The organism is Citrobacter sp. RHBSTW-00570 (assembly GCF_013739755.1).
GTDB lineage: Bacteria > Pseudomonadota > Gammaproteobacteria > Enterobacterales > Enterobacteriaceae > Citrobacter > Citrobacter braakii.
Genome location: NZ_CP056399.1, coordinates 408,407 through 420,936, shown reverse-complemented (window position 1 = coordinate 420,936; position 12,530 = coordinate 408,407). Strand labels below are relative to the sequence as shown.

Here is a 12,530-nt window from a genome sequence, read left to right as displayed (position 1 = left end):
GTCTAGAATAGAGGTAATAATCTTTTCAACTCCTGAACACAACTCTGGATAACTATGTCAGTTTTGCAAGTGTTACATATTCCGGACGAGCGCCTTCGCAAAGTCGCAAAACCGGTCGAAGAAGTGAATGCAGAAATTCAGCGTATCGTTGATGATATGTTCGAGACGATGTACGCCGAAGAAGGTATCGGTCTGGCAGCAACTCAGGTCGATATTCATCAGCGCATCATTGTTATTGATGTCTCTGAAAATCGCGACGAGCAGTTGGTACTCATTAACCCAGAGCTGCTGGAAAAAGACGGCGAAACAGGTATTGAAGAAGGCTGCCTGTCTATCCCCGAACAGCGTGCGTTAGTACCGCGCGCAGAGAAAGTAAAAATTCGTGCGCTCGATCGCAACGGCAAATCTTTTGAACTGGAAGCCGATGGCCTGCTGGCTATCTGCATTCAACATGAAATGGATCACCTGGTCGGTAAACTGTTTATCGATTATCTGTCTCCGTTGAAGCAACAACGCATTCGTCAGAAAGTTGAAAAACTCGACCGCCTGAACGCCCGAGCTTAAGGACAAGAATCAACGTGTCAGACTCACTACGTATTATTTTTGCGGGTACACCTGACTTTGCAGCGCGTCATCTCGACGCGCTGTTGTCTTCTGGACATAACGTCGTTGGCGTGTTTACCCAACCGGACCGCCCAGCGGGACGCGGTAAAAAGCTGATGCCCAGCCCGGTAAAAGTGCTGGCGGAAGAAAAAGGGATACCGGTCTTCCAACCAGTCTCTCTTCGTCCTCAGGAAAACCAGCAGCTGGTTGCTGATTTACGCGCAGACGTGATGGTGGTGGTAGCATATGGTCTGATTCTGCCAAAAGCCGTACTGGAAATGCCGCGTCTGGGTTGTATCAACGTTCACGGTTCCCTGCTTCCACGCTGGCGTGGCGCAGCCCCAATCCAGCGCTCACTGTGGGCAGGCGACGCCGAAACTGGTGTGACCATCATGCAGATGGATGTTGGCCTCGACACCGGTGATATGCTGCTTAAGCTGTCCTGCCCGATAACTGCAGAAGATACCAGCGGTTCGTTATACGATAAGCTGGCAGATTTAGGACCTCAGGGGCTGATTGAAACGCTAAAACAGCTGGCGACTGGCACCATAAAACCCGTTGTACAAGATGAATCACTGGTTACGCATGCAGAAAAACTCAGCAAAGAAGAGGCCCGTATCGACTGGTCGCTTTCAGCCGCTCAGTTGGAACGCTGCATCCGCGCCTTTAACCCGTGGCCAATGAGTTGGCTTGAAATCGACGGCCAGCCAGTGAAAGTCTGGCAAGCTACGGTTATTACAGCGAACACACAGGCCGCACCAGGCACTATTCTTGAGGCGACAAAACAGGGTATCCAGGTCGCAACGGGCGACGGCATCCTGAATCTCGTCTCTTTGCAACCTGCCGGTAAAAAAGCCATGAGCGCGCAGGATCTGCTTAATTCGCGCCGGGAATGGTTTGTACCCGGTAACCGTCTGGTATGACGGTTCATCTCTTTAAGCCCGGTATCTCCGGGCATTTTTATTTTTGCGCTTATGAAAAAACATCTTAATTTACGCAGTATGGCGGCCCAGGCCGTCGAACAAGTTGTCGAAAAGGGACAATCATTAAGCAACGTGCTGCCCGCCATGCAGCAAAAAGTTGCCGATAAAGACAAAGCACTGTTGCAGGAGCTTTGCTTCGGCGTGTTGCGTACACTCTCCCAACTGGAGTGGATGATCCAGCAGTTGATGGAACGTCCAATGACGGGCAAACAGCGCACTGTTCACTATCTGATCATGGTGGGCTTCTACCAACTGCTGCATACTCGTATTCCACCGCATGCTGCTTTGGCAGAGACCGTAGAAGGTGCAGTCGTTATTAAGCGTCCGCAGCTTAAAGGGCTGATCAACGGCGTGCTGCGCCAGTTTCAGCGCCGTCAAGAAGAGCTACTGGCTGAATTCTCTCAAAGCGATTTACGTTTCTTACACCCCTCCTGGCTGGTGAAACGTATTAAGACCGCTTATCCGCAGCAGTGGGAAGCCATTCTTGAAGCCAATAACCAGCGACCGCCGATGTGGTTACGTGTCAATCGTAACCATCATACGCGCGATGCCTGGCTGGACCTGCTGACCGAAGCGGGATTAACCGGTTTCCCGCATCCAGATTACCCGGATGCAGTGCGTCTGGAAACGCCAGCTCCTGTGCACGCCCTCCCTGGTTTTGATGAAGGCTGGGTAACCGTCCAGGATGCTTCCGCTCAAGGATGCATAAATTATCTGTTGCCGGAGGACGGTGAACAGATCCTCGACCTATGCTGTGCGCCGGGGGGCAAAACCACTCACATTCTGGAAGTTGCTCCGCACGCTAACGTAATGGCTGTCGATGTTGATGAAAAACGCTTATCGCGCGTTTTCGACAATCTAAAACGTCTGGGTATGAAGGCAACCGTAAAACAGGGTGATGGCCGCTATCCACAGCAGTGGTGCGGTGAACAACAGTTTGACCGTATTTTGCTGGACGCTCCGTGTTCTGCCACCGGAGTGATCCGTCGCCATCCGGATATCAAATGGCTGCGTCGCGACCGGGATATTGCTGAACTTGCCCAGTTGCAGGCTGAAATCCTGAATGCAACCTGGCCACATCTTAAACCTGGCGGCACGCTGGTTTATGCAACCTGCTCTATCCTGCCAGAAGAAAACCAACAGCAAATTGCCGCCTTCCTTGCACGCACGCCAGATGCGGTATTAAGCGTCACTGGTACGCCGGAAAAACCTGGACGTCAGAATTTACCGAGTGCGGAAGATGGTGATGGCTTCTTTTACGCTAAGCTAATCAAAAAGTGATGAGATAACGGGTCGCGACTGATGAAAATTATCATTCTGGGCGCAGGGCAAGTTGGCGGTACGCTGGCTGAAAACCTGGTCGGAGAGAACAACGATATCACGGTAGTCGATACCAATGGTGAGCGCCTGCGTAGCCTGCAGGACAAGTTTGATCTCCGTGTCGTGCAAGGGCATGGTTCGCATCCCCGCGTTCTACGTGAAGCCGGTGCTGACGATGCCGATATGCTGGTTGCCGTAACCAGCTCAGATGAAACAAATATGGTTGCCTGCCAGGTAGCTTATTCACTGTTTAACACGCCTAATCGTATCGCTCGTATTCGTTCACCGGATTACGTTCGTGATGCGGACAAGCTATTTCAATCTGATGCGGTGCCTATCGATCACCTGATTGCGCCTGAGCAACTGGTTATCGATAGCATTTATCGCCTGATTGAATATCCGGGCGCATTGCAGGTAGTGAATTTTGCCGAAGGAAAAGTCAGCCTGGCCGTGGTGAAAGCCTATTACGGTGGGCCGCTGATTGGTAATGCGCTGTCGACAATGCGTGAGCATATGCCGCACATCGATACCCGCGTTGCGGCGATTTTCCGTCATGACCGACCGATCCGTCCGCAAGGTTCTACCATTGTTGAAGCGGGTGATGAAGTTTTCTTCATCGCGGCCTCGCAGCATATTCGCGCCGTAATGAGCGAATTACAGCGTCTGGAAAAGCCTTACAAACGCATTATGTTAGTGGGCGGTGGTAATATTGGCGCCGGGCTGGCACGGCGACTAGAAAAAGATTACAGCGTCAAACTGATTGAACGTAATCAACAGCGCGCATCCGAGCTTGCAGAGAAACTGCAAAATACGATCGTCTTTTTTGGTGATGCCTCGGATCAAGAGCTGCTGGCGGAAGAACATATCGATCAGGTTGATCTGTTCATTGCGGTAACCAACGATGATGAAGCGAATATCATGTCGGCGATGCTTGCCAAACGGATGGGCGCCAAGAAAGTGATGGTGTTGATCCAACGCAGAGCATACGTCGATCTGGTACAAGGCAGCGTGATCGATATTGCGATTTCACCGCAGCAGGCAACCATCTCTGCGCTGCTCAGTCATGTGCGTAAAGCGGATATTGTTGGTGTATCTTCACTGCGCCGTGGCGTCGCGGAAGCCATTGAAGCCGTTGCACACGGTGATGAAACGACGTCACGGGTTGTGGGTCGCTCAATTGATGAAATTAAACTTCCACCAGGAACCATTATTGGCGCCGTTGTGCGTGGTAACGATGTGATGATTGCCAATGATAACCTGCGTATTGAACAGGGCGATCACGTAATTATGTTCCTGACAGATAAAAAGTTTATTACCGACGTCGAGCGACTATTCCAGCCAAGTCCGTTCTTCCTGTAATAATTTGGGCGCTGAAACTGCGCCTAAGTTATTTCCCTTTATTTTTCATGGTTTAATAAATTTCTATTTAGTTAATACATAAATGGAAATTGCCTAAACATTTGTTAAACTTATAAACGTCAGCTGCATAGGGAGAATAAGATGAGCATTATTAAAGAATTTCGCGAATTCGCGATGCGCGGGAATGTTGTCGATTTGGCAGTGGGTGTCATTATTGGTGCGGCATTTGGGAAGATTGTTTCATCACTGGTTGCCGATATCATCATGCCGCCGCTGGGGTTGTTAATTGGTGGAATTGATTTTAAACAGTTTGCTTTAACACTACGTGATGCACAGGGAGATATCCCTGCAGTCGTTATGCATTACGGTGTATTTATTCAGAATATCTTTGATTTCGTTATTGTTGCGTTTGCTATCTTTATGGCAATCAAGCTGATCAACAAACTGAACCGTAAAAAAGCGGAAGAGCCAGCAGCACCGCCGGCGCCATCGAAAGAAGAAGTATTGCTGAGTGAAATTCGTGACCTGCTGAAAGAACAGAATAACCGCTCTTAAGCACTCACTGAAACAAGAAGGCCAGTGGTAAAAAAGTGAATGACTTTCTTGCCACTGGCCTCCCAGTTACCCCGGTTACCATGTTTACCTTTACGTAGATAACTTCCTTTCCCTTTCTTATTTTTCTCAACGCGCTGCCTGAACAGTGGGTCATGTAGAAGCGCCTCAATGGCGTTATCTTTTATCTGCCCTTTAGTGTGCTGATAACGACTCATAATACCTCCGGTTGTCGTAATTTACGCCGCGAGTGTAGACCTGACCGTTCAATAAATCAACAGCCTGATGGTGATCCACTGGCGCCTTGCTCAAGTGCTTCAAGGATAGAGCAGTACACGCTGCTGTGTGCCTTACCACAACACGCGTCATTCAATCGCTGCAGCGACCGTTGCATCGCCTGAAGCTCAGCTATTCTCGCTTCCACTTCCTGCAATCTTTCCTGGACGATCCCTTTTGATTCCTGGCAGGTATGGTGTTCGGGATCGATGCGGATCGAAAGCAGTTCGCGGATCGATTCCAGAGTGAAACCAAGCTGACGGGCATAGCGAATAAACTTTAGACGCTGAAGATCGCTTTCCGTATAGAGACGAAACCCGCCTTCTGTACGTATTTCATGTTCCATCATCTGCTGCTTTTCATAGTAGCGGATAGTATCAGGCGTCACGTCAGCCAGTTTCGCTAATTCACCAATACGGTACATGCTATCTCCGCTATTCGTCGTTGATCTTCTGTAGCAGCTTATCTGCGTATTCACCGTGTAAAAACTCGGTGCTGAGTCCAGCTTGCCGAAGTTTCAGTTCCAGTAGTGACAGTCTTCGACTCACTTCCTGATAATGGGGATCATCTTTGCGGATCCCTGCAAGTATTTCAAGCAGCTGTATTGCCTCTCTGCGCTGCTCTAGCTCAGCAGGAAGACATCCAGCATTTTTTAATAAACGGAATCCGGCTCGAAGTTCAGGTGGAATGTGGGAATCATCATCAAGAACCAACGGTTCTCCTGTACCAGGCAAACCATCAAACTCACCTTTAGACTGTGCATCAATAATATGGCGCTCTGCCCACTGGTCCAGTAACCACATACAACACTCCAGTGATGAACAAAAAGAGTACAGATATTGTAGGTAAGTGGGGATATGACGGATATAAAAAAACCCGCCGAGGCGGGTTTTTTTACGTTACTACAGATTACTCTGCAGCAGCTTCTGTTTTCTCTGAACGATCAACCAGCTCGATGTATGCCATCGGCGCGTTGTCGCCTGCACGGAAGCCACACTTCAGAATGCGAGTGTAACCACCGGCGCGGCTCGCGAAACGCGGGCCCAGTTCGTTAAACAGTTTTGCCACGATCTCGTTATCACGAGTACGGGCGAATGCCAGACGACGATTAGCTACGCTATCAGTCTTGGCAAGAGTAATCAGCGGCTCAACTACGCGACGCAGCTCTTTCGCTTTCGGCAGAGTCGTCTTGATGATTTCATGACGAACCAGTGAACCTGCCATATTGCGGAACATAGCCTGGCGATGGCTGCTGTTGCGGTTCAGTTGACGACCACTCTTACGATGGCGCATGACCTTATCCTTCTCAGTAAAACCTTAACCTGTGATCCGGTTACTCGTCAGCGATGCTTGCCGGTGGCCAGTTTTCCAGGCGCATGCCCAGAGACAGTCCACGGGAAGCCAGCACGTCTTTAATCTCAGTAAGAGATTTTTTACCAAGGTTAGGCGTCTTAAGAAGCTCAACCTCAGTACGCTGTACCAGATCACCGATATAGTGGATAGCTTCTGCTTTGAGGCAGTTAGCAGAGCGGACAGTCAATTCCAGATCGTCAACAGGGCGCAGCAGGATCGGATCGAATTCTGGTTTCTCTTCTTTAACTTCCGGCTGACGTACATCACGTAAGTCAACGAAAGCTTCAAGTTGTTCAGCCAGAATGGTTGCCGCACGACGAATCGCCTCTTCAGGATCGATTGTGCCGTTGGTTTCCATTTCGATGACCAGCTTGTCCAGGTCGGTACGCTGTTCTACACGCGCTGCTTCAACATTGTAGGCAATACGCTCTACAGGGCTGTAGCATGCGTCGACCAGCAGACGGCCGATTGGGCGCTCATCTTCTTCCGAATGAATTCGGGTAGAAGCCGGCACATAACCACGACCGCGCTGAACTTTGATACGCATGCTAATAGATGCATTCTCATCGGTCAGGTGGCAGATCACGTGCTGTGGCTTGACGATTTCGACATCACCATCATGGGTAATGTCGGCTGCAGTCACAGGGCCAATGCCAGATTTATTCAAGGTAAGAATAACGTCATCTTTACCCTGAACTCTCACCGCCAGCCCTTTCAGGTTGAGCAGGATTTCCAGGATATCTTCCTGAACGCCTTCTTTGGTGCTGTACTCATGTAGTACACCATCAATCTCAACCTCGGTCACCGCGCAACCCGGCATCGATGAGAGCAGAATACGGCGCAGTGCGTTACCCAAAGTATGGCCAAAGCCACGCTCTAAAGGCTCAAGGGTCACCTTGGCGTGCGTCGAACTCACTTGCTCGATATCTACCAGGCGCGGTTTTAGAAACTCTGTCACAGAACCCTGCATTGTGTCCTCTCTTTGGTACTAAGCTTTACTTGGAGTAAAGCTCGACGATCAGGTGTTCGTTAATGTCCGCAGACAGATCAGAACGCTCCGGCTTACGCTTGAACGTACCTTCCATCTTGCCAGCATCAACTTCCAGCCAGGTTGGCTTTTCACGCTGCTCAGCCAGCTCCAGAGCGGCTTTCACGCGAGACTGCTTCTTCGCTTTCTCACGAATGCTAACAACGTCATTCGGACTAACCTGATAAGAAGCGATGTTAACAACACGACCGTTTACCATAATTGCTTTATGGCTGACCAGCTGACGTGCTTCTGCACGAGTGGCACCGAAGCCCATACGGTATACAACGTTGTCCAGACGACCTTCCAGCAGACCCAACAGGTTTTCACCGGTGTTGCCTTTCAGACGTGCTGCTTCTTTGTAGTAGTTACGGAACTGACGCTCCAGCACACCGTAGATACGGCGAACTTTTTGCTTTTCACGCAACTGCACACCATAGTCAGACAGACGCGGTTTACGCGCACCGTGCTGGCCAGGAGCTTGTTCAATTTTACACTTGGTATCGATCGCGCGAACGCCAGACTTAAGGAATAAGTCAGTGCCCTCACGACGGCTCAGCTTGAGCTTAGGACCCAAATATCTTGCCATTTTCTTTCTCCAACAATCCTAGAAACGACAGCGTTATACGCGACGTTTTTTCGGCGGACGACAACCGTTATGAGGGATCGGAGTCACATCAGTAATATTAGTGATGCGGAAACCAGCGGCGTTCAGAGCACGAACAGTAGATTCGCGACCTGGACCCGGTCCTTTGACCATAACTTCCAGATTCTTGATACCGTATTCTTTTACGGCTTCAGCGCAACGCTCTGCTGCAACCTGAGCTGCAAACGGAGTGGATTTGCGAGAACCACGGAAACCGGAACCACCGGCTGTTGCCCAACCCAGTGCGTTACCCTGACGATCAGTAATGGTAACGATGGTGTTGTTAAAAGAAGCATGGATATGAGCCACGCCGTCAGAGACTTGTTTTCTTACACGTTTACGTGCACGAATTGGTGCCTTTGCCATTATTCAATCACCCCGATTATTTCTTGATCGGTTTGCGCGGACCCTTACGGGTACGTGCGTTGGTCTTGGTACGCTGACCGCGAACCGGGAGACCACGACGATGACGCAAACCGCGATAGCAACCAAGGTCCATAAGGCGCTTGATGCTCATGCTAACTTCACGGCGCAGATCACCTTCAACGACAAATTTGGCAACTTCGTCACGCAGCGTGTCGATTTGTTCTTCAGACAGCTCACTGATCTTAACATCTTCAGCGATACCCGCGGCAGCCAGAATGGCTTTAGAACGGGTCTTGCCGACGCCGTAGATCGAAGTTAATGCGATCACAGCATGTTTCTGATCAGGAATGTTAATGCCTGCTATACGGGCCACTATGCACTCCTACTATTTAATATGTACGCACCATGCTGAAAAGCCCGTTTTCAGGATACTCAAATGGAAACGCACAGACATACAAAAGATTGGCTGGCTAATCTAGCCAGCTCAACCCAACTTTGCAAGAAAAATATGCGAATAAATCAGCCTTGGCGCTGTTTATGCTTCGGCTCGGCACTGCAAATCACACGGATGACACCATCACGCTTAACGATTTTGCAGTTACGGCATAATTTCTTGACGGAAGCACGAACTTTCATTTTTACTCTCCGTAACTTCTCGGGCGACTGTTAACGGCCGTAGCCTTTCAGATTCGCCTTCTTCAATGCAGACTCGTACTGACTTGACATCATCAGAGTTTGCACTTGAGCCATAAAGTCCATAATCACGACAACAACGATAAGCAGTGAGGTCCCACCGAAGTAGAACGGTACTTTCATTGCATCACGCATGAACTCCGGGATCAGGCAGATAAAGGTAATGTAGAGCGCACCAACCAGAGTCAGGCGGGTCATTACTTTATCGATATACTTCGCCGTTTGCTCTCCCGGACGAATTCCTGGTACAAATGCACCGGACTTCTTCAGGTTATCTGCTGTTTCACGCGGGTTGAAAACCAACGCCGTGTAGAAGAAACAGAAGAATATGATTGCAGACGCATAGAGTAACACATAAAGCGGTTGCCCAGGCTGCAAATACAGCGAAATTGTTGTCAGCCAGTTCCAACCAGTCCCGCCCCCGAACCATGACGCGATGGTCGCTGGGAACAGAATAATACTGGAAGCGAAGATTGCCGGGATTACCCCCGCCATATTCACTTTCAGCGGTAAATGTGTGCTCTGTGCAGCATAGACACGACGACCTTGCTGACGTTTCGCGTAGTTTACCACAATGCGGCGTTGACCACGCTCAACAAATACAACAAAGAACGTCACTGCAAATACTAATACTGCAACCAACAGCAACACGAGGAAGTGCAGGTCGCCTTGACGCGCTTGCTCGATAGTATGGGCAATGGCTGGCGGGAGTCCCGCGACAATACCGGCGAAGATAATGATTGAGATACCGTTGCCGATACCACGTTCAGTAATCTGTTCGCCCAACCACATCAGGAACATCGTCCCTGTAACCAGACTTACAACAGCGGTGAAATAGAATGCAAAGCCTGGATTCATTACCAGGCCCTGCATACCAGGCATATTCGGCAGACCGGTAGCAATACCGATCGACTGGAATATTGCCAGCACCAGAGTACCGTAGCGGGTGTACTGGCTGATCTTACGACGACCAGACTCCCCTTCTTTCTTAATTTCTGCCAGCGTTGGATGAACCACCGTCAGCAGCTGGATAATAATCGACGCCGAAATATACGGCATGATCCCCAGAGCAAAGATAGAAGCACGGCTGAGAGCACCACCAGAGAACATGTTAAACATTTCAATGATGGTGCCTCGCTGTTGCTCAAGCAGTTTGGCAAGTACAGCGGCATCAATACCAGGGATCGGAATGAAAGAGCCAATACGGAACACAATCAGCGCGCCGATTACAAACAGCAGTCTGCGTTTCAGCTCGCCTAAGCCACCTTTGGCACTTTGAAAATCTAATCCCGGTTGTTTAGCCATCTGCTACTTATTCCTCGATTTTACCGCCAGCAGCTTCGATAGCAGCACGAGCGCCTTTAGTAACACGCAGGCCACGAACAGTTACCGGAGTAGTGACTTCACCAGCCAGAATCACTTTCGCGAACTCGATCTGGATACCGATAATGTTAGCTGCTTTCAGCGTGTTCAGGTCTACAACACCGCCTTCAACTTTAGCCAGATCAGACAGACGAACTTCGGCTGTAATCGCTGCTTTACGTGAAGTGAAGCCGAATTTCGGCAGACGACGGTACAGAGGCATCTGACCACCCTCGAAACCGCGACGTACGCCACCGCCAGAACGAGACTTCTGACCTTTGTGACCACGACCACCGGTTTTACCGAGGCCAGAACCGATACCACGACCCAGGCGGCGAGCCGCTTTTTTAGAGCCTTCGGCCGGAGACAGAGTATTTAAACGCATCTCTTACTCCTCAACTTTAACCATGAAGGAAACCGCGTTGACCATACCACGAACAGCAGGAGTATCCTCGCGCTCTACGGTGTGACCAATACGACGCAGACCCAGGCCAAGCAGCGTTGCCTTATGTTTCGGCAGACGACCGATTGCACTGCGGGTTTGAGTAATTTTAATAGTCTTTGCCATGGTTTATTTCCCCAGAATTTCTTCAACGGATTTACCACGCTTGGCAGCGACCATTTCCGGAGATTTCATATTTTCCAGGCCATCGATAGTTGCACGAACCACGTTAATCGGGTTAGTAGAACCATACGCTTTAGCCAGAACGTTACGAACTCCAGCGACTTCCAGAACGGCGCGCATTGCACCACCGGCGATGATACCGGTACCTTCGGAAGCCGGCTGCATGAATACACGAGAACCCGTGTGAGTACCCTTAACCGGGTGCTGCAGGGTGCCGTGGTTCAGCGCGACGTTAATCATATTGCGACGGGCTTTTTCCATCGCTTTCTGGATCGCTGCTGGAACTTCACGCGCTTTACCGTAACCAAAACCAACGCGACCGTTACCATCACCAACTACAGTCAGAGCTGTGAAGGAGAAAATACGACCACCTTTAACGGTTTTAGATACGCGGTTAACCGCGATCAGCTTTTCCTGCAGTTCGCCAGCTTGTTTTTCGATGTGAGCCATCTTACACCTCTACCTTAGAACTGAAGGCCAGCTTCACGGGCAGCATCTGCCAGTGCCTGGACACGACCATGATATTGGAACCCGGAACGGTCAAAAGAAACATCTTTGATGCCTTTTTCCAGAGCGCGTTCAGCAACAGCTTTACCTACAGCTGCAGCAGCGTCTTTGTTACCGGTGTACTTCAATTGTTCAGCGATAGCTTTTTCTACAGTAGAAGCAGCTACCAGAACTTCAGAACCGTTCGGTGCAATTACCTGTGCGTAAATATGACGCGGGGTACGATGTACCACCAGGCGAGTTGCGCCCAGCTCCTGGAGCTTGCGGCGTGCGCGGGTCGCACGACGGATACGAGCAGATTTCTTATCCATAGTGTTACCTTACTTCTTCTTAGCCTCTTTGGTACGCACGACTTCGTCGGCGTAACGAACACCCTTGCCTTTATAAGGCTCAGGACGACGGTAGGCGCGCAGATCTGCTGCAACCTGACCGATCAGCTGTTTATCAGCGCCTTTCAGCACGATTTCAGTCTGAGACGGACATTCTGCAGTAATACCCGCAGGCAGCTGATGGTCAACAGGGTGAGAGAAACCTAAAGCCAGGTTTACTACATTCCCTTTAACCGCTGCACGATAACCTACACCAACCAGCTGTAGCTTCTTAGTGAAGCCTTCGGTAACACCGACAACCATTGCATTCAGCAGGGCACGCGCGGTACCAGCCTGAGCCCATCCATCTGCGTAACCATCACGCGGACCGAAGGTCAGTGCATTATCTGCATGATTTACTGCAACAGCATCGTTGAGAGTACGAGTCAGCTCGCCGTTTTTACCTTTGATCGTAATAACCTGACCGTTGATTTTTACATCAACGCCGGCAGGAATAACGACCGGTGCTTTAGCAACACGAGACATTTTT

General features: G+C 50.1%; 20 protein-coding genes. 5 read left to right on the top strand and 15 right to left on the bottom strand.

Annotated elements, in window-relative coordinates:
• Window positions 1-54 precede the first annotated feature (54 nt).
• From def to mscL, 5 genes are all read left to right on the top strand, one after another.
• Entirely contained in the window at window positions 55-564 is a 510-nt protein-coding gene (gene def, locus HV237_RS02040) for a peptide deformylase (RefSeq protein WP_003031159.1), read from the top strand.
• A 14-nt stretch (window positions 565-578) separates the two neighbouring features.
• Window positions 579-1,526: a methionyl-tRNA formyltransferase gene (gene fmt / locus HV237_RS02035; RefSeq protein WP_016154740.1), complete on the top strand. Its 948-nt coding sequence runs from the start codon at window positions 579-581 to the stop codon at window positions 1,524-1,526.
• 51 nt (window positions 1,527-1,577) lie between these two features.
• A complete protein-coding gene (rsmB, locus tag HV237_RS02030; RefSeq protein ID WP_016154741.1) occupies window positions 1,578-2,867 on the top strand; it encodes a 16S rRNA (cytosine(967)-C(5))-methyltransferase RsmB in 1,290 nt (429 codons plus the stop codon).
• 21 nt (window positions 2,868-2,888) lie between these two features.
• Window positions 2,889-4,265, top strand: coding sequence for a Trk system potassium transporter TrkA (trkA, locus tag HV237_RS02025; RefSeq protein WP_003031153.1), 1,377 nt, complete (start codon window positions 2,889-2,891; stop codon window positions 4,263-4,265).
• Window positions 4,266-4,406: 141 nt separating this feature from the next.
• Window positions 4,407-4,820, top strand: coding sequence for a large-conductance mechanosensitive channel protein MscL (gene mscL / locus HV237_RS02020; RefSeq protein WP_016154742.1), 414 nt, complete (start codon window positions 4,407-4,409; stop codon window positions 4,818-4,820).
• Here the strand turns inward: mscL and arfA are convergent.
• The 15 genes from arfA to rplF all read right to left on the bottom strand — a co-directional run bounded on the left by arfA (window position 4,817) and on the right by rplF (window position 12,526).
• Window positions 4,817-5,035 (bottom strand): alternative ribosome-rescue factor ArfA, encoded by a 219-nt coding sequence (gene arfA, locus HV237_RS02015; RefSeq protein WP_016157605.1) that lies wholly within the window; start codon window positions 5,033-5,035, stop codon window positions 4,817-4,819. The genes mscL and arfA overlap by 4 nt on opposite strands.
• A gap of 56 nt (window positions 5,036-5,091) precedes the next feature.
• Window positions 5,092-5,517 carry a Zn(2+)-responsive transcriptional regulator gene (zntR, locus tag HV237_RS02010; protein WP_016154744.1) on the bottom strand — a complete coding sequence of 142 codons (426 nt, stop codon included), beginning with the start codon at window positions 5,515-5,517 and terminating at the stop codon, window positions 5,092-5,094.
• A gap of 10 nt (window positions 5,518-5,527) precedes the next feature.
• Complete coding sequence (locus HV237_RS02005; protein ID WP_047358917.1) at window positions 5,528-5,896, bottom strand: DUF1992 domain-containing protein; 369 nt, start codon at window positions 5,894-5,896, stop codon at window positions 5,528-5,530.
• 106 nt (window positions 5,897-6,002) lie between these two features.
• A complete protein-coding gene (gene rplQ / locus HV237_RS02000; protein WP_001216370.1) occupies window positions 6,003-6,386 on the bottom strand; it encodes a 50S ribosomal protein L17 in 384 nt (127 codons plus the stop codon).
• A 40-nt stretch (window positions 6,387-6,426) separates the two neighbouring features.
• Complete coding sequence (rpoA, locus tag HV237_RS01995; RefSeq protein ID WP_003031139.1) at window positions 6,427-7,416, bottom strand: DNA-directed RNA polymerase subunit alpha; 990 nt, start codon at window positions 7,414-7,416, stop codon at window positions 6,427-6,429.
• A 25-nt stretch (window positions 7,417-7,441) separates the two neighbouring features.
• Complete coding sequence (gene rpsD, locus HV237_RS01990; RefSeq protein WP_003031138.1) at window positions 7,442-8,062, bottom strand: 30S ribosomal protein S4; 621 nt, start codon at window positions 8,060-8,062, stop codon at window positions 7,442-7,444.
• 33 nt (window positions 8,063-8,095) lie between these two features.
• Window positions 8,096-8,485 carry a 30S ribosomal protein S11 gene (rpsK, locus tag HV237_RS01985; protein WP_003031137.1) on the bottom strand — a complete coding sequence of 130 codons (390 nt, stop codon included), beginning with the start codon at window positions 8,483-8,485 and terminating at the stop codon, window positions 8,096-8,098.
• A 16-nt stretch (window positions 8,486-8,501) separates the two neighbouring features.
• Window positions 8,502-8,858, bottom strand: coding sequence for a 30S ribosomal protein S13 (gene rpsM / locus HV237_RS01980; protein ID WP_003031135.1), 357 nt, complete (start codon window positions 8,856-8,858; stop codon window positions 8,502-8,504).
• 146 nt (window positions 8,859-9,004) lie between these two features.
• Complete coding sequence (rpmJ, locus tag HV237_RS01975; RefSeq protein WP_000868187.1) at window positions 9,005-9,121, bottom strand: 50S ribosomal protein L36; 117 nt, start codon at window positions 9,119-9,121, stop codon at window positions 9,005-9,007.
• Between the two features lie 30 nt (window positions 9,122-9,151).
• Entirely contained in the window at window positions 9,152-10,483 is a 1,332-nt protein-coding gene (secY, locus tag HV237_RS01970) for a preprotein translocase subunit SecY (protein ID WP_001118864.1), read from the bottom strand.
• Window positions 10,484-10,490: 7 nt separating this feature from the next.
• Window positions 10,491-10,925, bottom strand: coding sequence for a 50S ribosomal protein L15 (gene rplO / locus HV237_RS01965; RefSeq protein WP_003031132.1), 435 nt, complete (start codon window positions 10,923-10,925; stop codon window positions 10,491-10,493).
• 3 nt (window positions 10,926-10,928) lie between these two features.
• Window positions 10,929-11,108 carry a 50S ribosomal protein L30 gene (gene rpmD, locus HV237_RS01960; RefSeq protein ID WP_001140434.1) on the bottom strand — a complete coding sequence of 60 codons (180 nt, stop codon included), beginning with the start codon at window positions 11,106-11,108 and terminating at the stop codon, window positions 10,929-10,931.
• 3 nt (window positions 11,109-11,111) lie between these two features.
• The gene (gene rpsE / locus HV237_RS01955) at window positions 11,112-11,615 is read right to left on the bottom strand and encodes a 30S ribosomal protein S5 (RefSeq protein WP_003031131.1); all 504 of its coding nucleotides are present in this window, start codon (window positions 11,613-11,615) and stop codon (window positions 11,112-11,114) included.
• Window positions 11,616-11,629: 14 nt separating this feature from the next.
• A complete protein-coding gene (gene rplR, locus HV237_RS01950; protein ID WP_000358960.1) occupies window positions 11,630-11,983 on the bottom strand; it encodes a 50S ribosomal protein L18 in 354 nt (117 codons plus the stop codon).
• Window positions 11,984-11,992: 9 nt separating this feature from the next.
• The gene (rplF, locus tag HV237_RS01945; RefSeq protein WP_003031129.1) at window positions 11,993-12,526 is read right to left on the bottom strand and encodes a 50S ribosomal protein L6; all 534 of its coding nucleotides are present in this window, start codon (window positions 12,524-12,526) and stop codon (window positions 11,993-11,995) included.
• Window positions 12,527-12,530 lie beyond the last annotated feature (4 nt).

Bases quoted from the DNA above. Each gene is read 5' to 3' on its own strand.
- def (WP_003031159.1), top strand. From the start codon at position 55: ATGTCAGTTTTGCAAGTGTTACATATTCCGGACGAGCGCCTTCGCAAA.
- rsmB (WP_016154741.1), top strand. From the start codon at position 1,578: ATGAAAAAACATCTTAATTTACGCAGTATGGCGGCCCAGGCCGTCGAA.
- trkA (WP_003031153.1), top strand. From the start codon at position 2,889: ATGAAAATTATCATTCTGGGCGCAGGGCAAGTTGGCGGTACGCTGGCT.
- mscL (WP_016154742.1), top strand. From the start codon at position 4,407: ATGAGCATTATTAAAGAATTTCGCGAATTCGCGATGCGCGGGAATGTT.
- arfA (WP_016157605.1), bottom strand. From the start codon at position 5,035: ATGAGTCGTTATCAGCACACTAAAGGGCAGATAAAAGATAACGCCATT.
- zntR (WP_016154744.1), bottom strand. From the start codon at position 5,517: ATGTACCGTATTGGTGAATTAGCGAAACTGGCTGACGTGACGCCTGAT.
- HV237_RS02005 (WP_047358917.1), bottom strand. From the start codon at position 5,896: ATGTGGTTACTGGACCAGTGGGCAGAGCGCCATATTATTGATGCACAG.
- rplQ (WP_001216370.1), bottom strand. From the start codon at position 6,386: ATGCGCCATCGTAAGAGTGGTCGTCAACTGAACCGCAACAGCAGCCAT.
- rpoA (WP_003031139.1), bottom strand. From the start codon at position 7,416: ATGCAGGGTTCTGTGACAGAGTTTCTAAAACCGCGCCTGGTAGATATC.
- rpsD (WP_003031138.1), bottom strand. From the start codon at position 8,062: ATGGCAAGATATTTGGGTCCTAAGCTCAAGCTGAGCCGTCGTGAGGGC.
- rpsK (WP_003031137.1), bottom strand. From the start codon at position 8,485: ATGGCAAAGGCACCAATTCGTGCACGTAAACGTGTAAGAAAACAAGTC.
- rpmJ (WP_000868187.1), bottom strand. From the start codon at position 9,121: ATGAAAGTTCGTGCTTCCGTCAAGAAATTATGCCGTAACTGCAAAATC.
- secY (WP_001118864.1), bottom strand. From the start codon at position 10,483: ATGGCTAAACAACCGGGATTAGATTTTCAAAGTGCCAAAGGTGGCTTA.
- rplO (WP_003031132.1), bottom strand. From the start codon at position 10,925: ATGCGTTTAAATACTCTGTCTCCGGCCGAAGGCTCTAAAAAAGCGGCT.
- rpmD (WP_001140434.1), bottom strand. From the start codon at position 11,108: ATGGCAAAGACTATTAAAATTACTCAAACCCGCAGTGCAATCGGTCGT.
- rpsE (WP_003031131.1), bottom strand. From the start codon at position 11,615: ATGGCTCACATCGAAAAACAAGCTGGCGAACTGCAGGAAAAGCTGATC.
- rplR (WP_000358960.1), bottom strand. From the start codon at position 11,983: ATGGATAAGAAATCTGCTCGTATCCGTCGTGCGACCCGCGCACGCCGC.
- rplF (WP_003031129.1), bottom strand. From the start codon at position 12,526: ATGTCTCGTGTTGCTAAAGCACCGGTCGTTATTCCTGCCGGCGTTGAT.